Source organism: Aliivibrio wodanis (genome assembly GCF_052920805.1).
In genome coordinates this window covers 219,685-242,662 of sequence record NZ_JBREXA010000002.1, presented here as the reverse complement: position 1 = coordinate 242,662, position 22,978 = coordinate 219,685, and the positions used below count along the sequence as shown (strand labels likewise).

Annotated in this window: 19 protein-coding genes and 1 pseudogene; 10 read left to right on the top strand and 10 right to left on the bottom strand. The window is 38.0% G+C overall.

Annotated features, from left to right (window positions below):
* Positions 1-915, bottom strand: a complete 915-nt coding sequence (locus tag ACU5DF_RS09035; protein ID WP_446712618.1) for a dialkylrecorsinol condensing enzyme — start codon at positions 913-915, stop codon at positions 1-3.
* Between the two features lie 252 nt (positions 916-1,167).
* Here ACU5DF_RS09035 and ACU5DF_RS09030 point away from each other — a divergent pair, with 252 nt between their 5' ends.
* Positions 1,168-2,961: a putative bifunctional diguanylate cyclase/phosphodiesterase gene (locus tag ACU5DF_RS09030; protein ID WP_446712617.1), complete on the top strand. Its 1,794-nt coding sequence runs from the start codon at positions 1,168-1,170 to the stop codon at positions 2,959-2,961.
* Between the two features lie 72 nt (positions 2,962-3,033).
* Entirely contained in the window at positions 3,034-3,192 is a 159-nt protein-coding gene (locus tag ACU5DF_RS09025) for a YqaE/Pmp3 family membrane protein (protein WP_122033882.1), read from the top strand.
* A 119-nt stretch (positions 3,193-3,311) separates the two neighbouring features.
* Here the strand turns inward: ACU5DF_RS09025 and metE are convergent, their stop codons facing one another.
* Complete coding sequence (gene metE / locus ACU5DF_RS09020) at positions 3,312-5,645, bottom strand: 5-methyltetrahydropteroyltriglutamate--homocysteine S-methyltransferase (RefSeq protein WP_446712616.1); 2,334 nt, start codon at positions 5,643-5,645, stop codon at positions 3,312-3,314.
* 221 nt (positions 5,646-5,866) lie between these two features.
* Here metE and ACU5DF_RS09015 point away from each other — a divergent pair, with 221 nt between their 5' ends.
* A complete protein-coding gene (locus ACU5DF_RS09015) occupies positions 5,867-6,778 on the top strand; it encodes a LysR substrate-binding domain-containing protein (RefSeq protein WP_446712615.1) in 912 nt (303 codons plus the stop codon).
* Between the two features lie 47 nt (positions 6,779-6,825).
* Here ACU5DF_RS09015 and ACU5DF_RS09010 read toward each other — a convergent pair whose 3' ends face one another.
* Positions 6,826-7,020, bottom strand: coding sequence for a DUF4250 domain-containing protein (locus ACU5DF_RS09010; protein ID WP_045102512.1), 195 nt, complete (start codon positions 7,018-7,020; stop codon positions 6,826-6,828).
* Between the two features lie 67 nt (positions 7,021-7,087).
* A complete protein-coding gene (locus tag ACU5DF_RS09005) occupies positions 7,088-7,795 on the bottom strand; it encodes an HI_1241 family integral membrane domain (protein WP_446712614.1) in 708 nt (235 codons plus the stop codon).
* A gap of 323 nt (positions 7,796-8,118) precedes the next feature.
* Here ACU5DF_RS09005 and dcuC point away from each other — a divergent pair, with 323 nt between their 5' ends.
* Together dcuC and ACU5DF_RS08995 are read left to right on the top strand one after the other, a co-directional pair.
* Positions 8,119-9,486, top strand: a complete 1,368-nt coding sequence (gene dcuC, locus ACU5DF_RS09000; RefSeq protein ID WP_446712613.1) for an anaerobic C4-dicarboxylate transporter DcuC — start codon at positions 8,119-8,121, stop codon at positions 9,484-9,486.
* Positions 9,487-9,884: 398 nt separating this feature from the next.
* Positions 9,885-12,305 carry a YgiQ family radical SAM protein gene (locus ACU5DF_RS08995; protein WP_446712612.1) on the top strand — a complete coding sequence of 807 codons (2,421 nt, stop codon included), beginning with the start codon at positions 9,885-9,887 and terminating at the stop codon, positions 12,303-12,305.
* Between the two features lie 276 nt (positions 12,306-12,581).
* On the opposite strand, the gene tyrS is transcribed toward ACU5DF_RS08995, so the two are convergent.
* Entirely contained in the window at positions 12,582-13,862 is a 1,281-nt protein-coding gene (gene tyrS, locus ACU5DF_RS08990; protein ID WP_446712611.1) for a tyrosine--tRNA ligase, read from the bottom strand.
* Positions 13,863-14,220: 358 nt separating this feature from the next.
* Between tyrS and ACU5DF_RS08985 the strand changes: the two genes are divergently transcribed.
* The gene (locus tag ACU5DF_RS08985; protein WP_446712610.1) at positions 14,221-14,991 is read left to right on the top strand and encodes a nucleotidyltransferase family protein; all 771 of its coding nucleotides are present in this window, start codon (positions 14,221-14,223) and stop codon (positions 14,989-14,991) included.
* Between the two features lie 116 nt (positions 14,992-15,107).
* On the opposite strand, the gene cydH is transcribed toward ACU5DF_RS08985, so the two are convergent.
* The gene (cydH, locus tag ACU5DF_RS08980) at positions 15,108-15,197 is read right to left on the bottom strand and encodes a cytochrome bd-I oxidase subunit CydH (protein ID WP_099047735.1); all 90 of its coding nucleotides are present in this window, start codon (positions 15,195-15,197) and stop codon (positions 15,108-15,110) included.
* Positions 15,198-15,365: 168 nt separating this feature from the next.
* Here cydH and ACU5DF_RS08975 point away from each other — a divergent pair, with 168 nt between their 5' ends.
* From ACU5DF_RS08975 to ACU5DF_RS08960, 4 genes are all read left to right on the top strand, one after another.
* Complete coding sequence (locus ACU5DF_RS08975) at positions 15,366-15,947, top strand: putative outer membrane beta-barrel protein (RefSeq protein WP_446712609.1); 582 nt, start codon at positions 15,366-15,368, stop codon at positions 15,945-15,947.
* Between the two features lie 369 nt (positions 15,948-16,316).
* Positions 16,317-17,783, top strand: a complete 1,467-nt coding sequence (locus tag ACU5DF_RS08970) for a sodium-dependent transporter (RefSeq protein WP_446712608.1) — start codon at positions 16,317-16,319, stop codon at positions 17,781-17,783.
* Between the two features lies 1 nt (position 17,784).
* Positions 17,785-17,880: a MetS family NSS transporter small subunit gene (locus tag ACU5DF_RS08965; RefSeq protein WP_099047736.1), complete on the top strand. Its 96-nt coding sequence runs from the start codon at positions 17,785-17,787 to the stop codon at positions 17,878-17,880.
* Between the two features lie 130 nt (positions 17,881-18,010).
* Positions 18,011-18,637, top strand: a complete 627-nt coding sequence (locus ACU5DF_RS08960) for a glutathione S-transferase (protein WP_446712607.1) — start codon at positions 18,011-18,013, stop codon at positions 18,635-18,637.
* 91 nt (positions 18,638-18,728) lie between these two features.
* Here the strand turns inward: ACU5DF_RS08960 and ptsG are convergent, their stop codons facing one another.
* From ptsG to tmk, 4 genes and pseudogenes are all read right to left on the bottom strand, one after another.
* Positions 18,729-20,159 carry a PTS glucose transporter subunit IIBC gene (gene ptsG, locus ACU5DF_RS08955; RefSeq protein ID WP_045102521.1) on the bottom strand — a complete coding sequence of 477 codons (1,431 nt, stop codon included), beginning with the start codon at positions 20,157-20,159 and terminating at the stop codon, positions 18,729-18,731.
* 450 nt (positions 20,160-20,609) lie between these two features.
* A pseudogene (locus ACU5DF_RS08950) lies at positions 20,610-21,381 on the bottom strand (TatD family hydrolase).
* Position 21,382: 1 nt separating this feature from the next.
* Positions 21,383-22,354 carry a DNA polymerase III subunit delta' gene (gene holB / locus ACU5DF_RS08945; RefSeq protein WP_446712606.1) on the bottom strand — a complete coding sequence of 324 codons (972 nt, stop codon included), beginning with the start codon at positions 22,352-22,354 and terminating at the stop codon, positions 21,383-21,385.
* Complete coding sequence (gene tmk, locus ACU5DF_RS08940) at positions 22,344-22,976, bottom strand: dTMP kinase (protein WP_045102524.1); 633 nt, start codon at positions 22,974-22,976, stop codon at positions 22,344-22,346. The genes holB and tmk overlap by 11 nt, the downstream gene beginning before the upstream one ends.
* Positions 22,977-22,978: the final 2 nt, after the last annotated feature.

The following is a 22,978-nucleotide window of genomic DNA, read 5'->3' as shown; positions in this document are numbered from 1 at the left end:
CTAACGTCCTGACGGTTTTTCGTAATAGGTAATACTTTCTTCTACTGCTTTCTTTCTAAAAGGTGAAATAAGTTTCTTCACTAATAAGTTTATCGGTACCAAAGTTAATACCATTAGCGCCAAAAATACTGCGTATATAGTAATCACTATTTTACGAGGAAAAGAACCCGGCTTACCCGACTTTTGAATTAACTTACCCCACACCATAAACGAACGTGTGGCAATTTTTTCAGAACCAATCAGTTTTCCATTTACTGTCACGGCATTCAGTTTTTTAAGTAATGGTTCTTTTTTCTTTTCTAAATCGTTTTCTAATGCACTAACAAGGCGATGACCAAAGCGCTCACTTTCTTGTAGATCTTTTTCAGATACCCCAGCAGCTGGGAAAATCCAAAATGGATCTTTTTTACCCGTTAATAACCAACGAGGAGTAGTAATAAAGGCATAAACAGAACCACCTTGATCAGTTAATACCGCATTATCAATCAATGTACCGCCTAATTCTGTAATGACTGCTTTCATCTTCTCTTGTGCCATTACCCACATATCACGACAGGCAATAAGAGTAATAACAGGTTTATCTTTGATTAGACGCTTTGCTTGCGCTGTTTTAAGAAACCCTGTCATTGGAATTGAAGGGGATAAAAACCACACCGTATAACCGATAATAACTAGGTCATACTCTTCTTCTAAATTTTCTGCAGGCTTCACTTCACAGCCATTCATATAAATCGCTTCAGGAAAAGCATCAAAGAACGGGTAAAACGACCATGGATAAGGGTATTTATTGACAGGTTCAACACAATGATAATCAACCTTTACTTCATCACTTTGACGTAAAGGTGCAGTTGCGAGCTCAACAAATTTTGCAAGCTGCCCACTTTGAGAGTGAGAAACGACTAAAACTTTTTTCATAAGCGAAGTAACTTCATTATTAATGTGATTATTTGCAAACTATTTTATAGCATCCATAATTATTATAAATAGGTAATCCATATTTTTAACAACTACTAGGTTAATTCTAAAGTGTACTTATCTGCAGATGCTTCTTAAATCTAATCAAATTTGCGAGTGATGCGGCAAAACACAATTTATACCATTGCATACCGTATACTGAGAGGGTAGCATGTCACTAATGACAAGTAACACAATAGAAACAAACAAGCCATGACATCTATTTGGGTAAAGCTTCGTAATATCAATCTTTGGATCACTGCATTCTTCCTTTTATCTGTCTATCTTGTCAGCGATACTCTTATCTCTGAACATGATATAGGAACGTACGCTTACTTTAGCTACCCAATATTGATGCTAATAGCTCGCTTTTGTCCTAATAAAAAAATAGCTTATTACTCGGCACTACTTTCCTTCTCTATTATTATAATTGGCAATATGATTGAGCCACTCGAAATGGACTCCATTGAAGAGTCTTTTATCGTCATCCCATTAACTTATATTATTTTATATCCTGGTTCTTTATGGCCAATTGCTTCTGCTATTTTATTACTACTTTCTTACACGATAGAGTTACCCGCTTCAGAATTTGACGAATTTATTGAAGATGCTCTGGAACTTCTCGCTATTTCTGGCTTTGCTTCTGTTATGTCGTTCTATCAGAAAAAACTAAGAACAAAAATGATTGATTATAAAAAAGACAGTGAAACGGATTTTCTAACTCAATTGAATAATCGAAAGAAATTTTATTTTGATCTTAGCCAAATCAAATTAAAGAAAACGAACCAACAGCAATTCGCATTAATTCAAATTGACCTCGATAGCTTTAAGCAAATTAACGATAATTTAGGCCATAACATTGGTGATTTGGTATTGATTGATTTTTCAGCCCGCCTAAATGCCATCGAAACAGAGAACATTACCGCTTATCGAATTGGCGGAGATGAGTTTACAATAATCATTAAACACGCTGATATTAAAACTGCAGCGGATAGCCTAATTCAAATTATTTTAAACTTTTCCAGCACACCTTATAAACACTTAAAATCACACTATAACCTTACAACGAGCATTGGCGTATCGCTATATGATGATTGCTCAAATCTCACTGATCTTTGGTGTCGAAATAGTGATATCGCAGTATATAAAGCAAAACAGCAAGGTAAAAATTGTGCTCGATGGTTTAATCAGGATTTAATGCAAGAAACTTTTAGGCATTATCAGCTTGAGAAAGAACTATCGACTGCATTAAACGAAAAACAATTTCATCTTCTTTATCAACCTAAAGTAATGATCCCCACGGACACAATAGCAGGAGTAGAGGCATTAATTCGTTGGCATCACCCAGACCTCGGTGTGATATCCCCTCTTGAATTCATTTCAATTGCAGAAAAAAGTCATGACATTATACCGATGGGACGGTGGGTGTTAAATGAGGCGTGCAAACAAGGTAAAGCATGGTGTGATAACGGAACCCCTATTTCTATTTCGGTTAATGTTTCCGTGGTTCAATTATCCCATGATGATATTACCGGCTCTGTCCGTGATGCTTTGGACGATTCAGGACTAGAAGCCAAATACCTGCAACTTGAAATAACTGAAACCGCCTTAATGAAACAGCCAGAAAAAGTGATCCAACAATGCATTCAATTACGAAAATTAGGAGTGCAAATTGCCATTGATGACTTTGGTATTGACTATTCATCTCTTCGTTATCTAAAACAATTACCTGTTGATATTATTAAAATAGATAAGTCATTTATTGATGATTGTGCGACGAACGAAAAAGATCACATGATTGTTCGAACCATAATTCAACTCGGTCATAACTTAGGGATTGCAGTCACCGCTGAAGGCATTGAAGACAAAGAACAACTTAATATACTGAAAATAGAAGGGTGTGATAAATACCAAGGATATTACTTTTCAAAGCCTGTCGACGAATCACAAATTAATAAATTACTCTTAAATCAAAGAATCCTCCGCAACACTCATGCAATTAGATAAGGTATTAGTTGACCAATGATTGTTCATCTAGTACTTATTAATGATGGTAAACATAGTTTAAAAAGGGATTATATGAACAAGCTTGTTTTAATTATTTTATGTGTATTACTTCCACCACTAGGTGTTTTCTTTGCAAAAGGGGTAGGAAAAGATCTCTTAATCAATATTGTACTGACTCTTTTCTTCTGGGTACCAGGAATGATCCACGCCCTTTGGGTAACGACTCGTTAATAAAGCGACTCATTAAAAAACAGTAAAATAAAAAAGCGAAACCCTAAATGAAGGTGTTTCGCTTTTATTTGGTCCCACGTAAATGAACGTTATTAACCAGTAATATTAGTCATTCTTATCTAAGCAGCGTTAACTTGCCATTTCTTACGCAACGTTTTTGCCGCTTTTACCATGTTTTCAAGCGCTGCTTCTGTTTCTTTCCAGTTACGAGTTTTCAAACCACAATCTGGGTTCACCCATAAACGCTCAACAGGCACTTTTGCTGCTGCGGTTTCAATTAAATCAACAATCCACTCTTCGTTTGGAATGTTTGGAGAGTGAATATCATAAACACCCGGTCCAATCTCATTTGGATAATTAAAGTCTTCAAACGCCTTCAATAATTCCATGTTTGAACGAGACGTTTCAATGGTGATCACATCTGCATCTAACGCTGCCACTGATTCGATAATTTCATTGAACTCGCTGTAACACATGTGGGTATGAATTTGAGTTTCTGATTTCGCACTTGCCGCTGAGATCTTAAACGCTTCTACTGCCCAATCTAAATACGCTTTTTGATCGCTCTTTTTAATAGGTAATCCTTCACGAATTGCTGGCTCATCAATTTGAATAATATTAATGCCCGCTTGCTGAAGATCAGAAACCTCATCACGTAATACTAGAGCTAACTGCTGTGCGATTTCTTTACGAGTAATGTCTTCACGTGGGAACGTCCAACCAAGAATAGTTACAGGGCCTGTTAGCATACCTTTCATTTGTTTGGTTGTTAGAGACTGTGCGTACTGAGTCCAATCGACTGTAATTGGAGCTTCACGCTCAATATCTGCCACCACGATAGCCGGTTTAACACAGCGAGAACCATAACTTTGAACCCAACCAAATCGTGTTGCTTGGAATCCATTTAGATTCTCCGCAAAATATTCAACCATATCATTACGTTCAGCCTCACCATGTACCAACACATCCAAATCTAAACGCTCTTGACGCTCAACTGCATCAGCAATATGACCTTTCATTGCTGCCACATAATCTTGTTCATTCAATTTACCTGCACGATACGCACTGCGCTGCTGACGAATATCTGAGGTTTGTGGGAATGAACCAATCGTTGTAGTTGGCAATAATGGTAAACCTAATTTTTCCGCTTGGTGTTGTGCTCGAACTGAATACGCTTCTGCTCGCTCTGCTAACGCAGGAGTAATTGCCGCTAAACGTTGCTGTACTGCAGGCTTATTAATGTGCTCTGCCGTTTCACGTTCACGCAGTGGCTGACTGTATTGGTGACACGCTAGGATTGCGTTTTGGTTACCATCTAGTGCACCACCTAACAAAGTAACTTCTTTTAGCTTTTGTTTTGCAAACGCAAACCACTGTGTCGTTTCTTGTGATAATTCCGTTTCTTGATCTAAATCTACTGGGCTATGCAACAATGAACATGAGCTTGCAATCCACAACTTATCACCCAATTTAGCTTTCACTGGTTGTAATTTTTCATGTAAACGCTCTAAGTCTGCACGCCAGACGTTACGACCATTTATCGCACCAACAGACAACACCCACTCTTTTGGTAATGCATCTACAATCGTGTCTAATTGTTTAGGGTCTGCTGATATATCAATATGTAAACCATTTACTGCTAATTCGGTAATCTTATCTAAATGATGTTCGACACCATCAAAATAGGTTGTTAATAGTAACTTCAGATCACTTTGAATCACTTGATAAGCCAATTTAAATGAATTTGCCCATGCTTTGGGTAACTCAAGCGCTAAAATTGGTTCATCAATTTGTACCCATTCAACACCAAGCGCAGATAACTTCGAAAAAATTGCCTGATAAGCGGTGAGTAAACGAGGAAGAAGCGCTAAACGATCAAACCCTTGTTCTACTTCTTCATCATTCACTTCTTTACCTAACCACAAATAACTTAATGGGCCAAGAAGTACCGGTTTAACGGTATGCCCCTGCTTTTGCGCTTCTGCAATTTCATCAAACAGCTGTGACCAACTAACGTTAAATTTATCGTCTTTAGAAAATTCCGGCACGATATAGTGATAATTAGTATTAAACCACTTAGTCATGTCTGATGCCGCTTCACCACAACCACAGCTGTTTTGAGATTGACCACGACCCACTTTAAATAATGTGTCTAAATCAGGAAAACCGTGATTATGACGAGCAGGTACGTGACCTAAAAGTAAACTTGTCGTTAATACATGATCGTACCAAGCAAAATCACCCGCAGTAACGAAATCAAGGCCAGATGTTGTTTGATCTTTCCAATGACGTTGGCGTAATTCACTGCCAACTGCTAATAATTCTTTTTGCTCTATCTCGCCACGCCAATATTTTTCTTGTGCAAATTTTAACTCTCGTTGAGCACCTACTCGTGGGTAGCCTAAAATATGAGTAACTGTTTTTCCTACTGTATTGTTTAATTTTGTTGTCATTTGTCTAATTCCCTTAGCCGTTTGGATGGCTAAACAATGACCTTTTTTCTAACTGTCTACAACGTCGAATACTTCACTTTGATTATGAATTTATTTCAACTAAGTGTTCGCTTAATTTAAATGGATTAATTTTATTTAGCCGTCTAGATGTTTACTTTGTTCTATTTTCACTTTACTGTGAAGGTAACTAGGCTTACTCAAACGGAACTTGAGGTACAGTAATGATTGAATTAAAACATCTAAAAACATTAACTACATTGCGAGATACTGGCTCATTAACCGCAACGGCTAATGCGCTCCATTTAACCCAGTCAGCCCTTTCTCACCAACTGAAAGATTTTGAAGCGCGCCTTGGTAATCATGTATTTTTACGAAAAACACGCCCAGTAAAATTCACCTCTGAAGGTGAGATCTTATTAAAACTTGCAGATGAGGTTTTGCCAAAAATGGCCAGAGCTGAATATGATATTGCCAGTCTAAAAGAAGATTTACATGGCCGATTACATATGGCGATTGAATGTCACTCTTGCTTTCAATGGCTAATGCCTGCAATTAAAGAATATCAAGTTGGTTGGCCTGAAGTTGAATTAGATTTTTCATCAGGCTTTGGTTTTGAACCTTTACCTGCATTAGTGAATGGTGATCTAGATTTAGTAATCACATCTGACATTCAACCTCGTGGTGAGATACATTACGAGCCATTGTTTGATTTTGAAATGCGTCTTGTCATGGCAACAAATCATCCTCTTGCCAATAAAGAGTGCATTGAGCCGGAGGATTTACTCGATCAAACCATGTTGACATATCCAGTACAAAAACAGCGCTTAGATGTCGTAAAGCACTTCCTATCACCAAATCATGTTGAACCAGCCAAATGGAAACAAGCAGAAAACACATTAATGTTAATACAAATGGTGTCGGCGGGCTTAGGTGTGGCGGCACTGCCTAACTGGGCAATCAGTGAATTTTCAAGGCAAGGGTTAATTGAGAGTAAACCACTAGGGAAAGGATTGTGGAGAAGATTGTTCGCTGCCGTTAGGGACAGCGAACATGATAAAAGATATTTACAAGCATTTTTCTCTACTGCGAAACAGCAGAGCCAGAGTCATTTAGATGGAATTAAAATGACTTAAATCGAGGTATCTTCTATTGCTTTATTTCTATTGCGTTAATTTAAAACTTATCTATTTTTAAATTGATTCGTTAATGGGTCGTATTGATAACCCAAGCCACTGAGCTTGTCTTGAACTCCTTGTGTATCAAGCTCATACACGCTGGACAATTCTTCTAGACTGTGACATTCCAATCGCAATTTTTCATTAATGATGCCGAGTAGAATTCCACTTTCTAGTCCGTGAGCATTACTTAAATCCAATCTTCACCCTCCATGTTGCTTAAGAGACACCCTTAGATTAGATCAGTTTTAGAAAGTAATGCGTGCCCTACATCACAAAAAACAACTGAAATTGATAATAACCAGAAATAGCCATAATAACGCTAGAAGCAAGCAACATTTGCCACTTTACAGCTTGTTGTTTAAATAAGTGAAAGCTCCACAAACCAATACTTAATAGCATCAAGCCTAATGCAATACCTAACTTAACCGCCATCTTATCCAAAAATATCTCATGAATACTTAACGTTTGGCACAGCAAAATAATAGCCATAACAATTCCACTCACCACACCACTAATCGGCAATAATTTATGAAATGCTTGTAAGCGAGTTCGCGCCAACGTCAAAAGAAGATGCGTTAATAACGCTCCAAATAAAAATGGACCTGTGATTGCAAAAAATAACTGTGTAAATGAACCTGAACCCAAGGCTAAATTAACAAAACTTGCTCCTGCAAAACCATTAGATAATGCCATAACAATCAATGGTCCTTTATCACGAGTTTTTCCAGTTTTAACACTCAAATAGAAAGCAGCAATAGCTATCGCTGGAACAAAATTAATGGCAAAAATCGAGGCATAAGTCATACCAAATCCAGCAACAACACACCAACCTAAAATCAATACGGGTAACCATTTATGGATGCGCCCACGCTGACCGGGACAAATATCACCTTTATTTAAGATAATGGTTAATAGGATTTGTGCACCTAGCAGTGCGGGGATCAAAATATATTGTAAGGTTTGAAAAAACATAATTACGCCACCGATTTAGAATGACAATAGTATAAACGCTATTTTCACTTCGTCTAGTGATGGAAAAAAAACATCACATTATTCGATCTCTCATAATTCCATCTCTCTATTTTCAAATTTTCATCCTTTTAGAATAAGACGATTAACACTAAAGTAGCATGCTATTAACAGTATTATTTATTATTTGTTTTAGATCATAGAGAGTTCAAGTATCAGATGTGCCACAGATAAAAATTAGGTAAGTTTCTATTACGAAATGTGTAAGAAAATGTATATAAGTTACACAATTTTTGTATTTTTGAAATTTAATAGGGGAAAATTCCATGTTGGAGTTAATGATTGGTTTAGTAATCACCGTGTTGGTGGGGTACTTTATCGTAAAAGGATACAAGGCGGCTGGGGTACTACTAACTGCTGGTTTAGCATTACTTATTATTGCAGGCTTATTAGGTCATACCGTTTTACCTGCAAAAGTTACCGCGACAGGTAACTTATTAACAGATGCACTAGAATACGTAAAATATATGCTGCAATATCGTGGGGGCGGCCTAGGTATGCAGATCATGCTACTTTGTGGTTTTGCTTCTTACATGACTCACATTGGCGCAAACAATGTTGTTGTAAAACAATTCTCTAAACCATTAGCTTTTATTAAATCACCTTACGTTTTACTGGTAGCAGCTTATATCGTTGCTTGTTTAATGTCTCTTGCTGTAAGTTCTGCTACAGGTCTTGGTGTGCTACTAATGGCAACGTTATTCCCTATGATGACAGCGATGGGTATCTCCCGTCCTGCAGCAGTTGCAGTCTGTGCATCTCCAGCAGCCATCATTCTTTCGCCAACTTCTGGTGACGTTATTGTTGCAGCAGAAAAATCGGGTATGCCTCTACACAGTTTTGCTGTTGAAACAGTATTACCTGTTTCTATCTGTGCAATCATTGTTATGGCTGCTGCCGCTTTCTTCTGGAATAAATACCTAGATAAGAAAGAAAATACACCGATGGAAAAAGTGGATATTTCTGCAATGGAAGTAAACGCGCCTTCTTACTACGCGATTTTACCTTTCTTACCAATCGTTGGTGTTTTTGTCTTCAATGGTGAAACTATCCCAGGCTTATCTCTAGATATTTATACCATCGTTGTTGCTTCAATCTTCATCGGTGCAGTCATTAACTTTATAACTAATCGTTTCAATGGCAGAGCTACACTAGAAGACCTAGAATCTTGCTACGCTGGTATGGCTGATGCCTTTAAAGGCGTGGTAATGCTATTGGTTGCTGCTGGTGTATTTGCACAAGGTCTAATGTCTGTTGGTGCAATTGATAACCTTCTACACCTAGCTGATAAAGCGGGGGCTGGTGGTGTAGCCTTAATGCTTCTTCTTACTGGTTTAACGGTTGCTGCTGCTATCGCAACGGGTTCTGGTAATGCTCCATTCTATGCGTTTGTTGAGCTTGCTCCGCAACTTGCTGAAAAAATGGGTTTAAGCCCTGCGTTCCTTATCATTCCAATGCTTCAAGCATCTAACCTTGGTCGTACTATTTCACCAGTATCAGGTGTTATCGTTGCGACATCGGGTATGGCTAAAATCAGCCCATTTGAAGTAGTGAAACGTACCTCTGTTCCTGTTATCTGTGGCTTAATCACAGTAATTGTAGGCACAATGGTATTAGTTCCAATGTACGCTTAATCTGTTAAATAGGTAAGCAACTAATTTACGCCAGTAGCTTAATACTACTGGCGTTTTTTTTAATTTATCTGTTATTTTTCCATTTAATTCTGTGATGCTATTATTAAATAGGCAGTTTCCTGACAGACAATTTACCTAATGCTCACGTAACTTTTATAGAATAAAGATACATTTCACGTATCAATATTTAAAATAAGACGAGTACATTCTCCATGATTAAAGACACGGCTATCATTTTTACCCTCTCTTTTTTAGCCATATCTATTACCTATTTATGCCGTTTATACATCTAGTTCTATCTTGCTATTAGACGCCCCTACTTATACTGAGGGCTTTATTTTCTGGTTAAATCACTCGCAAATCGGTATAATTCGGCCTCCAAATTCTGAGGTGAACTAATGCACAACGTAACTCCAATAAACGAATACCCTAAATTCTGGGCAGAATGCTATGGAACAGCCCCTTTCTTTCCTACTTCTCGTAAAGAAATGGACCAACTTGGTTGGGATAGCTGCGACATTATCATTGTAACTGGGGATGCGTACGTGGATCACCCAAGTTTTGGTATGGCGATCATCGGACGTTTGTTAGAAGCACAAGGCTTCCGCGTTGGTATCATTGCCCAACCAAAATGGGATAATAAAGACGAATTCATGACTCTTGGTCAACCAAATTTATTCTTTGGTATCACCGCGGGTAACATGGATTCAATGATCAACCGTTATACCTCAGATAGAAAACTTCGTCATGATGATGCTTATACCCCAAACAATGAAGGTGGTAAGCGTCCTGACCGTGCTGTATTGGTATATTCTCAACGTTGTCGTGAAGCGTTTAAAGATACGCCTATTGTTTTAGGTGGCATAGAGGCAAGTCTACGCCGTTTAGCACATTACGATTACTGGTCTGATAAAGTTCGTCGCTCAGTACTGTTTGATGCCAAAGGTGACATACTTCTGTTTGGTAATGCTGAGCGTGCTTTAGTTGAGGTGGCTCATCGCCTTGCTAGTGGCGAAGATGTTAAAACAATGACCAATATTCGTGGTACTGCGGTGAATCTACCCGCAGAACCTGAAGGCTTTAAAATCATTGATTCTTCTCGTATAGAGAAACCAGGTAAAGCCGCTTTTGTTCCAATCAATCCATACGCAACAGAAGAGCAGTGCGAAACTAACAAAGCCGAAGTAAAAGAAGAACAACCGCAAGTTATTACGGTTCGTGCTTCAAGTCACGATTCAAAAACAACAGCGATTCGAATTCCACCGTATGAAAAACTAAACGGTGACCGTATTCTTTATGCTCACGCTAGTCGTATTATGCATTTAGAAACCAATCCATATTCTGGTCGTGCATTAATCCAGCGTCATGGTGATCGTGAATTATGGGTAAACCAAGCACCAATTCCTCTAACTACAGAAGAAATGGATTTTGTGTTTGATCTGCCTTATGCACGTGTACCTCATCCTATGTACGGCAAAGCAAAGATCCCTGCATATGACATGATTAAAACCTCAGTCAACATTATGCGTGGTTGTTTTGGTGGCTGCTCGTTCTGTAGTATTACTGAACACGAAGGTCGTATTATTCAGAACCGCTCTAAAGAATCTATTATTAATGAATTAGAAGAAATTCGTGACAAAGTTCCAGGGTTTACTGGCACAATTTCAGATCTTGGTGGCCCAACAGCGAACATGTATCGTTTAGGCTGTTCTATTCCTAAAGCGGAAGCAACCTGTCGTCGCCCTTCATGTGTTTTCCCTAAGATCTGTGACAAGTTAAATACTGATCACGTACATACAATTGATTTGTACCGTGAAGCGCGCAAAGTAAAAGGCGTGAAGAAAGTATTAATTGCTTCTGGTGTTCGTTACGATTTAGCGATTGAGTCTCCAGAATACGTACGTGAACTAGTAACTCACCACGTTGGCGGTTATTTAAAAATTGCACCTGAGCATACCGAAAAAGGCCCATTAGATTTAATGATGAAGCCAGGTATGGGAACGTACGATCGCTTCAAGTCTATGTTTGAAAAATACAGCCAAGAAGCCGGTAAGAAACAATATCTTATCCCTTACTTTATCTCTGCTCACCCGGGAACAGAAGATGAAGACATGCTGAACCTAGCGATGTGGTTGAAGAAGAACAACCTTGAGTGTGATCAGGTTCAGAACTTCTATCCATCACCAATGTGTAATGCAACCTCAATGTATTACTCAGAAACCAACCCACTGAAACGTGTGAAATATAAAAAGCGTGAAGATGTGACCGTTGCTAAAGGTGAGCGTCAACGTCGACTACATAAAGGTTTATTACGTTATCACGATCCTAAAAACTGGAAAATGATCCGTGAAGCACTAACAGAGATGGGCAAAAAGCACCTTATTGGTGACAAGCCACACTGTTTAGTTCCTGAAGATGATATCGATACACAAACACCAGCGGAACGTCGTCAAACAGGACGTCACGGCGCGAAACGTTTTGCAACTAAGCATACTCAAGCACAGTTTGATGGTGACCCACGTAATAGTAACAACCGTGGCGGCCAAAATAAGAATAACCATAACGGTAAGCCTAGTTCTCAAGGTCAAGGTCAAGGTCAAAAACGCAATGGTAATGGTGGAAAACCTAGTGGAAATACGGGTTCAGATAAGCCAGCATCAAGCGGACAAAAAAATGGCGTTCGTAATGGTTATTCAAACAATAAACCAAGTGGTAATGGCAAACCTAAAGCGACTGGTGGTAACAAGCCTACGGGTAATAAACCAACTGCGAATAAGCCAAGCGGTACTGGTGCTAAACGTAAACCAAAGCACCGTTAATTAATACCAATCTACATAAGTATTTGATCATTCTTGCTTGTTAAAATCGATTATATCTGCGTTATAAATTTTGTAATTAGATCCACTAGTTACTGTAATTTATGCCTTGCTCTAATCGATTTTTCCTACACAATTATCTGAACAACTACTTATCCAGAATGGTATAAATAGAAAAAATTAACAGGCATAAAAAAAGCGAACCCAGATGGTTCGCTTTTTTATTATCCGAATATAAAACAATGAAATAGGACTCCCTACTCCACTATTAATTTATTCTTATTTCCAAACGTATAGGTTAAACAGTTTTTTACCACGTTTGATTACGCTGTATTTACCAAACAATGCGTCTTCTTTCTTAAGAACAACTTCAGAATCAACAACTTTCTCGCCGTTTACTGAAACTGCACCATTACCAATAAATTCACGCGCCATCTTATTTGATTTTGCTAATTCAGATTGAGTCAGTACTTCAACGATAGTTTGCTCAGACGCTTCAAGCTCAGTGCTTGGCAAGCCATCTTGTGCTAATTGTGCTAAATCAGTTTCAGTTAGAGAGGCTAAATCACCAGAGAACAATGCTTCAGTGATACGCTCAGAAGACGCTAAGCCCTCTTCACCATGAACTAAACGAGTCACTTCTTTAGCAAGAATACCTTGACCAGCAGGACGACCTTGAACACTTTTATCACTTTCTTCAATTGCAGCAATTTCATCTACAGATAGGAAAGTGAAGAAACGTAGGAAATCATACACATCAGCATCAGCAGTACCCAACCAGAATTGGTAGAATGCGTATGGAGATGTTTTGCTTGGGTCTAACCAAATCGTACCTGATTCCGTCTTACCAAATTTAGTACCATCAGATTTAGTTACTAGCGGTAAAGTCAAACCAAACACTTTATTACGGTTCATACGACGAGTTAGATCGATACCACCAGTGATGTTACCCCACTGATCAGAACCGCCAATTTGTAACGTACACTCTTTAGCTTTGTTTAATGCCGCAAAGTCATACGATTGAAGAAGCATATAACTGAACTCAGTAAATGAGATGCCAGAACCTTCACGGTCAATACGCTGTTTTACCGATTCTTTTTGAATCATTGCGTTTACGCTGAAATGCTTACCAATGTCACGCATGAATTCGATTACATTGATTTCACCGATCCAATCTAGGTTGTTAACAACTTCTGCGCCATTTTTCTCTTCTGTAAACTCAACAAAAGCAGAAACTTGAGTGCGGATTTTATTTACCCAATCACCAACAACGTCTGATGTATTTAATTGACGCTCAGCCGCTTTAAAGCTTGGATCACCAATCAGACCAGTTGCCCCACCAACAAGCGCTAATGGCTTGTGACCCGCTTGTTGAAAACGCTTAAGTACTAACAAAGGTACTAGGCTACCAATGTGTAGGCTGTCTGCTGTCGGATCGAAACCGCAATAGAGAGTACGACAGTCAGTTGAAAGGTGCTCAGCTAATTCTTCGTCTGCTGTGCACTGTGCAATAAGCCCACGAGCTTTTAAATCCTGCAATAATTCATTTGTTGCTGTCATAGATAACCTACTTGTACTCTAAATTTCGGTATAAAAAAGAAGATTCGATTTTACACATTTACCCGCTAAATAACAGACTTTGTGAGTAAAAACCCACTTTGAACTATTATCTATTTCATCTCTTCATTTAATTAAAAATCGGTTATTTACAATTGCTTTCAATTTCAAAAAGAAAAAGTTCAAAAATTGACCTTAATTTAACGTCAAGAATTGTAATTCTGTGATGCTTAACTCAAACAAAAACAATGATAATTTTCAGCTCTTGAATCTGCTAAGTGTGCCCATATTTCTTTAGTAGGTGTTGCTAAGATGCAGTCTACTTAGTTGCTATTTCTTTCTGTCTTGCTAAGGAAAAAGAATGAAAAAGTTTGCCCGTGCCGCAGTCCTTATGGTTTTAGTATTTGGACGTCCTCAAGCACAAGCTTCCTCATTAATTGAGTTTATTGAACCTGATTATCAAGAAGCAAACCAATCAGAGATCGATCATCAACATGTCCTTCATAGTCTAAATGGCCTACTTTCAATTCAAAGTTGGAACCATTTCTCACATCAACCTTATGATGATTTTGATATTTTAAATTCTAAGGCTCATCAAGCTCAGAGAGAATTAGAAAATATCTGCAAAGAGACCGCATTAATATCAAATGCCCAACCTCAATTTGCAGGTGTAAAAAGTACCGAGCGCGCTTTATTAAAGATTGAACAAGAATTAAATGGTCAGGTAAATAAATTAACCGACATGGCAAGAGCTACGGTGGTTGCCGATTCAATACCTGATTTAGTTACAGCTTATGAATCAATAAATAGAGAGACAACCGTACTGAGTGTCACTAATCGTTTTGCAGAGCCAGCCAAATCAGGCTATCGCGATATTAAGTTATTGGTAGAGCTACCAAAAACAAAATTAGTTGCCGAAATACAACTGCACTTAAAAGAGATTGCAACGGTAAAGAATGGAGCAGAGCATAAACTGTACGAAGAAATTCAAAATATCGAGCGTTTAACACTGGTTGAAAATAGAGAGTTCACTGAATTTGAGCAAGCTCGTGTTGCTAAATTAAGAGTGTTATCTCAATCACTATACGCAAATGCTTGGCAGGCCTATTTACCGATCCAAGCGCTAGCGTAAATAACCTCTTTCTTTTAATCTATTGATTATAGTCTACGACATCAGAAACTAAAAAGAGCAACCAATAACCTATTGATTGCTCTTTTCTTTTTATCTGCTTTTGCTTGTTTTGTATTTCATGCCATCAAAACCAAACTTCCAAAAAAAGCTAATCCTGAAAAAACAGCTACCGTTGTAATAAGTGCAAATTTAAAATCACTGTCCATAACGACCTCTCCCTACTCTTGTTTGATAACAAAAATTTAACAGTAATTTGAAGTATCTTCAAGGAATTAGGGGAAGTACAATAACAAGTTGGTATTAGCATCACAATGTCAGCATAATACCCCTAACTTTAGGCTAAAAAATATGACTTATAATAAATAGGAGAAAAAATGAAACGGATAGCATTACTTGGATTATTAGCCATCACACCTCTTCCTTTGATGGCACAATGGTATATAACTCCTGCTATTGGTATCGCGACAGGTGGTATGGTTGAAAATAAAGATGGTGATACTTTCAAAGTCGAAAATGACAGTTCCTTATCTTTTACAGTTGAAACTGACTATGATGCAGGCCGCATAGGTCTCTTTTATAGCACCCAAAGCAGTGAAGTAAAGTCGTTAGGCAATAAGTCTCGCTTTGATTATTTGCACTTTCAAAGCGCTCTTGATTTTCCATTAACGACAAATTTAAATTCATTTTTTGGTCTTAGCCTAGGCGCAACTTACACTGACGTTGATTGGAGCGATGATACTATTCAATTTTCAGGTGGGGCTTTTACTGGTTTACAATATCATTTTACTGACAACATTGCTCTACAGCTTGAAGCTCGTTGGCTGGCAACCTCAGTTGATAGTGATTTTGATAGCGCTTGTGGTGTAGGTTCAACTCACAGTGCTTGTGTTATTCGATATGAAGCAAGTTGGATGAATCAAATTCAAGGAAATCTTGGATTACGTTTTAATTTTTAAAACATCATAAAGAAAAGTGAGTATTTAATTTTCGATAATTAATTATAAGATGCTCACTTTCTCATCGATTCATACTTTTTTATAAAAATACAATCAATTACTTAACCTTAAATCAACAACAGCACTCCCCAGATCAAGGCAACATTACAAGATCATCCCTCTTTTAAAACCGAAAAAATCAGAATAAAACACTAATCAAACTATATAAATCTACTTTTTGTTAATATTGCCTTAACAAGTATTTATAGGTAATCTTCCTGTAATGCTTAGCTAATACCTCTAGTTTGAGCAAATTTATTTCAATTTAAGTAGAGAATGATACTAAATAAGCTTCAATTCTCAGGGAAAAGTTTTTTAAAGGAGTGTTTTATGAAGCGTGAACAATGGGGATCTCGTGCTGGATTTATTCTTGCCGCAGTAGGATCTGCTATAGGTCTTGGTAATATTTGGCGTTTTCCATACATGGCGTATGAGAATGGTGGCGGTGCTTTCTTCATCCCTTATCTATTTGCAATGCTAACTGCCGGTATTCCATTTATGATTATGGAATTTGGTATGGGCCATAAATTCAGAGGCTCTGCACCACGAACATTTGCTAAATTAAACCAAAAGTATGAATGGCTTGGTTGGTTTCAAGTATTAATAGCTGCTGTGATTGCAGTTTATTACGTTGCCGTTATTGGCTGGGCGATTTCTTACTTTAGTATGTCTTTTACACAAAGCTGGGGACAAGATACTAACGCCTACTTCTTTAGTGAATATCTCAAACTAGGCGATAACTCACCAAGTAAATTAGGTAGTATTCAATGGCATATTGCCATACCAATGGTTATTGCTTGGGCTATTACTTTTGTCGCTATTTTTAGTGGTGTTAAAGGAGGTATAGAGCGTGCAAGTAAAATCATGATGCCTTTACTGTTTATAATGGTTGTTGCTTTGATCGGTAGAATGATAACTCTACCAGGTGCTCTAGATGGTCTAAACTACCTATTCCAACCTGATTTTAGCAAAATCACAGATCCTAAAGTATGGTCAGCGGCTTATGGTCAGATCTTCTTTACCCTAAGTGTCGGCTTTGCCATCATGCTAGCTTATTCAAGTTACTTACCTGAGAAATCAGATGTGAATAATAATGCCTTCATGACAGTATTAATTAACTGTGGCTTCTCAATTATCGCCGGTATTCTTATCTTTTCTATTTTAGGAAACATGGCACATGAGCAAAGTAAGCCATTAACAGAAGTGGTTAGTGCAGGTGTTGGCCTTGCCTTTGTTACTATTCCTGCTGCTATTAACTTACTGCCTGCTCCTTATATTCTTGGTCCTTTGTTCTTCTTTGCTTTGGTTGTTGCGGGATTAAGTTCTCACATATCGATCATTGAAGCGGTGACTTCTGCTTTCATTGATAAATTAAATTGGTCACGTAAAAAAGCAGCGTCTGTTGTGTGTGGTGTTGGCTTAGTAGTTTCAATGGCGTTTGCAACTAATGGCGGCCTACTACTGCTTGATTTAGTTGATTACTTTATTAATAACATTGCGCTACTAACAAGCTGTCTAATTGAACTGTTTATTATGGGTTGGTTAGTGAAACTTGCTGATATCCGCTCTCACGTAAATAAAATATCTGAGTTTACGGTTGGTAAATGGTTTGAGATCTGCTTACGTTTTGTAAGCCCTGCATTCCTAGTGGTTATCTTAGGAACAAACATCGTTAATACATTAACCGATGGTTATGGTGGTTATGCTCAATCAGATTTACTGCTACTAGGTTGGGGGCTTATAGCCGCAATGTTAGTCGTGGGTATCGTTATTAATAAATCAAGCAAGGAGGCTTAATATGACAACTGGTGCAATAATTATGATGGTTCTTGGCTTAGGGATCACTTGGGGAGGCGCTGCCTTCTGTATCCGTAAAGCGATGAACAGTAACTAGAAACTAGAAACTAGAAACTAGAAACTAGAAACTAGAAACTAGAAACTAGAAAATGCTAATCTTAAAGCAGATCTTCGGATCTGCTTTTTTATTTTTGCAGTTTCATTTTAAATTAATTTAGAAGGTAAGAATGACTACTCTCTACTCATTTCGTCGATGTCCTTACGCTATGCGAGCACGGCTTGGGCTTGTTCTTTCAAATAAATCTGTACAACTTCGCGAAATCATATTGAAACATAAACCTGAAGCAATGATACAAGCATCTCCTAAAGGCACTGTCCCTGTTCTAATAGAAAAAAATGGGCATGTGATAGATGAAAGCTTAGATATTATGAAATGGGCTTTAGATGGCTCAGTACTACTTTTATCAACAACACCTGAAATGCATCTACTAATTAAAGAAAATGATAGCACCTTTAAAGGGTGGTTAGATAAATACAAATACGCTGATCGCTACCCTGAACATTCAGAAATCTATTACCGTGAGCAAGGTGAGATATTTTTAGAAAAATTAGAACGACTGTTAACTAATTCAAACATGCTATTTAATGATGAATACAGTTTTGCTGATATTGCTATCTTACCTTTCATTCGACAATTTGCATTTGTTGATATTAATTGGTTTACCAACAGCAAATATCAAAACGTATATCGCTGGTTAATTGCTTTTATTGAGTCAGAATTATTCCTATCTGTAATGAGGAAGTACCCTACTTGGTTAGAGTCAAACCAGGAATTCATATTTCCTGAAAAATAGCACTTCTATTTATTTTCAATTTACTCAACTTAGAAAAACAAAAAAGGAGACTCGAAGGTCTCCTTTTATTATTCATCGATAAAAATGATAATTAGTTATGAGTAATCCACTCATTCATATCTGTTTTCAAGTTATCAGACTTAGTACCGAAGATAGCTTGAACACCAGAGCCTGCAACAACAACACCTGCAGCGCCAAGTTGTTTCAGTTTATCTTGATTTACCGCTTCAACACTTGCTACAGAAACACGTAAACGAGTAATACAAGCATCAAGGTTTGTGATGTTCTCTTTACCACCAAATGCAGCAACTAGTTCACCTGCTAATTCAGAACCAGTAACAGCAGGTCCTGCATTCTCGTCTTCATCTTCACGACCTGGAGTCTTAAGATCCATCGCTTTGATTACAGCGCGGAATACGATGTAGTAGATTACAGCGTAAGCAATACCTAAGCCAACAAGAAGAAGCATGTTTTCTGCGCGTGGTGATTGAACAACAAAGTCAATAAAACCATTTGAGAACGTGTGACCGTGAACAACACCTAATGCATTAGTTAGCATGTATGCTACACCAGCAAGTACTGCGTGGATTGCATAAAGAACAGGGGCAACAAATAGGAATGCGAATTCAATTGGTTCTGTAATACCTGTAAGGAATGAAGTTAACGCAGCAGAAGCCATGATACCCATTACTTTAGCGCGGTTTTCAGGTTTTGCTGAATGTGCAATCGCGATTGCAGCAGCAGGAAGACCGAACATTTTGAATAAGTAACCACCAGCCAGTTGACCGAAACCGTTACCTGCAGCACGAGATGCGTCATCAGCAGTAAGGAAACAAGTCATGATACCATTTACTTGCTCACCAGCAGCGTTCACACAAGAACCTGCTTCGTAGAAGAAAGGTACGTTCCAGATATGGTGAAGACCAAAAGGAATTAGAGAACGTTCAATTACACCATAAATACCAAATGCCATTACTGGGTTTTGGTTAGCAGCCCAATCAGAGAATGCCGCAATTGCGCCACCGATTGGAGGCCAAACGATAGAAAGTACAAGACCTAGAGCAATAGAAACAAAACCAGTTACGATTGGTACTGCACGCTTACCAGCGAAGAAGCCTAAATATTCTGGAAGTTGAATACGGTAGAACTTATTGAAAGCCCAACCAGCAACACCACCAGCAAGGATACCACCAAGAACACCAGTCTCGATACCATCAACACCCATTACTGTTGCCATCACTTTAAGTGTAGCAACCATGATGCCGTAACCAACAACAGCTGCTAGACCAGCAACACCATCATTGTTTGTAAAACCAAGTGCAGTACCTACAGCAAATAGCAGAGCCATTTGACCAAATACTGAACCACCAGCTTGTTCCATTAAGTGAGAAACCACTTCAGGAAGGAAACTAAAGTTGGCTGCACCAACCCCTAAAAGAATACCAGCTACAGGAAGAACTGATACAGGCAACATAAGTGCCTTACCAACTTTCTGTAGATTGGCAAAAAGGTGTTTAAACATGGTTTTGCTCCTAATATTTATAAATACAATTGAAACATTCAAGACCTACTAGTGAATTACGGCAATATCCCCCTTGCCTAATGTAACTAACATAATTGTAAGTAATCGTGTCTCTAATCAAACTGTCGCTAAATATAGACCTATGTAAAAACACTTTCTAGCATGTTTTCATTTATTGTTTTAAAACCCTGCAGCGATCACAAAAGCAAGGCGTAGTAAAAGTAATACAAAAAATACAACTTAAATATAAACCAATGATTTGTATCATAAATAACAAAAAATAGTAGAAAAACAAATGTTATTTTTAGCAACAAAAATAGATAGGGCAAATAAACAGCTTCCGCAATCGATTACTTATAAAATAAGTAATCAAAACCTGTAAAAAATCAATTTAATAAAAAAAAGAGAGACCCAAGCCTCTCTTTTGATTATTTTATCAACAAATTCAAATTATTTGTTCAAAAAAAGTTTTTTGAAATTATTGGTGGTTACTTGAGCAATCTCTTCAATTGATTTCCCTTTTAACAAGCCAATATACTCAGCGACATCCCTTACATAAGCAGGTTGATTCTCTTTCCCTCGAAATGGAACTGGAGCTAAATATGGAGAATCGGTCTCAACTAAAATACGTTCTAAAGGTAAGCGGCGAACCACATCTTTCAATTCAGCTGCTTTATTAAACGTTACAATTCCTGATATAGAAATGTAAAAACCTAAATCCATCGCCGCTTCTGCAAATTCCCAATCTTCAGTAAAGCAGTGTATTACACCACCACATTTATCTGCTTGACCATTTTTTAGAATAGCTAAAGTGTCTTCTCGAGCCTGTCTTGTATGAATAATTAATGGTTTATTATACTCAACAGCAACTTCTACTTGCTGCTCAAATAAATCACGCTGACGAGGAGCACTTTCTGGTTGATAAAAATAATCTAAACCCGTTTCACCTATCGCAATAACACGCTCATTTGCTGCATATTGACGGAAAATAGCCAAATCAAAACTCAGAATCAACATCTAAAGGGTGGATCCCACAAGAGGCATGAACTTCAGGATGGTCTTTAATCATTTCCATCATATTTGGAAAAGCATCCAAGGTTACCCCTACAGTAAGAAACTGCTCTACTCCACGCTGTTTGGCTTTTTCAAGCACATCTGCAACGCTAGTATGTAGATCACTGTAATTTAATTTGTCTAAGTGACAGTGTGAATCAATTAACACATTACTCTCCGATAAACTCAAATAACCATTGAGTTAATAATAATTCTTTATTTAGCCCAGGGTGAACATTCAACTGTTGTCTCAATTCATTCAAGCTTAAATATTGCTTATAAACTATATTGGTTGGGATACTTTTTGCTAAACGCTCAATACTCTCTTGCTCATCACAATGCACCCAACCTATAACAACGCCTAATTGTCGCTTTTGAATGTCGGACAATAAATAACTTAACCAACAAAGACCTTCATCTTCTAGCTTAACTAAGCTTTTAACCACATCAGAAGTGGCACAAAAAGAAGATCCTACACAAGCCGTAAAATGAGCAAGAAGCTGTTGGTGACTCGCTTGTTTCTTATCTTGATAAAAACTTTTAACAGCTAATGGTAAATAATTATTCAAGACAATAGATTGTGGGCTTATTGTCAGTTTTTCCGTCTCAGCTAACCACTCAGCAATGACTTCTGCACTAATCACAGGTTGTAACCAAACTTGGCAACGACTACGAATTGTTGGTAATAAGTGATGCGCAGAATTAGCTAATAGTACAAATTGACAGTTCTTAGGTGGCGCTTCTAATGTTTTAAGCAATGCATTGGCTGCCGACTCTGTCATTTTCTCAGCAGGCTCAATAATGATCATTCGTTTAGCATTAAATTGTGATGATTCTAATGCCCACGAATTACACTGCCGGATCTGGTCAACAGAAATAGATTTACCTTCTATTTCTGGTTTGATCCAGTGCAGATCAGGATGGTTTCCTGACTCAACCAAACCACAACTATGACAAAAGCCACAAGGTTCAGTCCCTTGCGTTAAACACAATAACGTATCAGAAAAATACTGAACAAGAGCATCTCTACCCGTTCCATCAGGCATCGCACATAAGATGGCATGAGGCAATCGATCTGTCGCGATCAATTGCTGCCATTGCTGCCAAACACCTTGTTGCCAAGGATATAGTTTAGTTGCCATTAGTCGCTAACCAAGTTTCTAATGCACTAATAATCGATTGCGTTACTGTTTCTAAATCTTGCCCAGCATCGATAGTAATAATAGTTTCATCACTGTTGGCAAACTCTAAGTAACGTTCACGACTGCGCTCAAAGAAATCCAGCTTCATCTGCTCAATTCGATCCAACTCTCCACGAGCTGATGCGCGTTGAAGACCTAATTTCGGATCAATATCCATATAGATAGTGAAGTCTGGTTTAAAATCACCAAGAACTGTATTTCGCATTGTCGCCATTAAATCACGATCAAAACCACGGCCACCACCTTGATAAGCTTGTGAAGATAAGTCATGTCGATCGCCAACAACCCACTCGCCTCTTGCCAATGCCGGCTTAATCACATTACCAACTAGCTGCGCTCGTGCTGCATACAGTAGTAATAACTCAGCCATATCCGTTAATGGTTCATCAGGGTGGCCTTGTTTAACTAACTCACGCATTTTTTCAGCTAATGGCGTACCGCCTGGCTCTCTTGTCGTCACTGGTTTATCAATACCATGCTTAGCAAGCGTTGCTAATACGTTTTTAATTGCTGTACTTTTACCTGCGCCTTCTAGGCCTTCAATTACAATAAATTTAGACATGA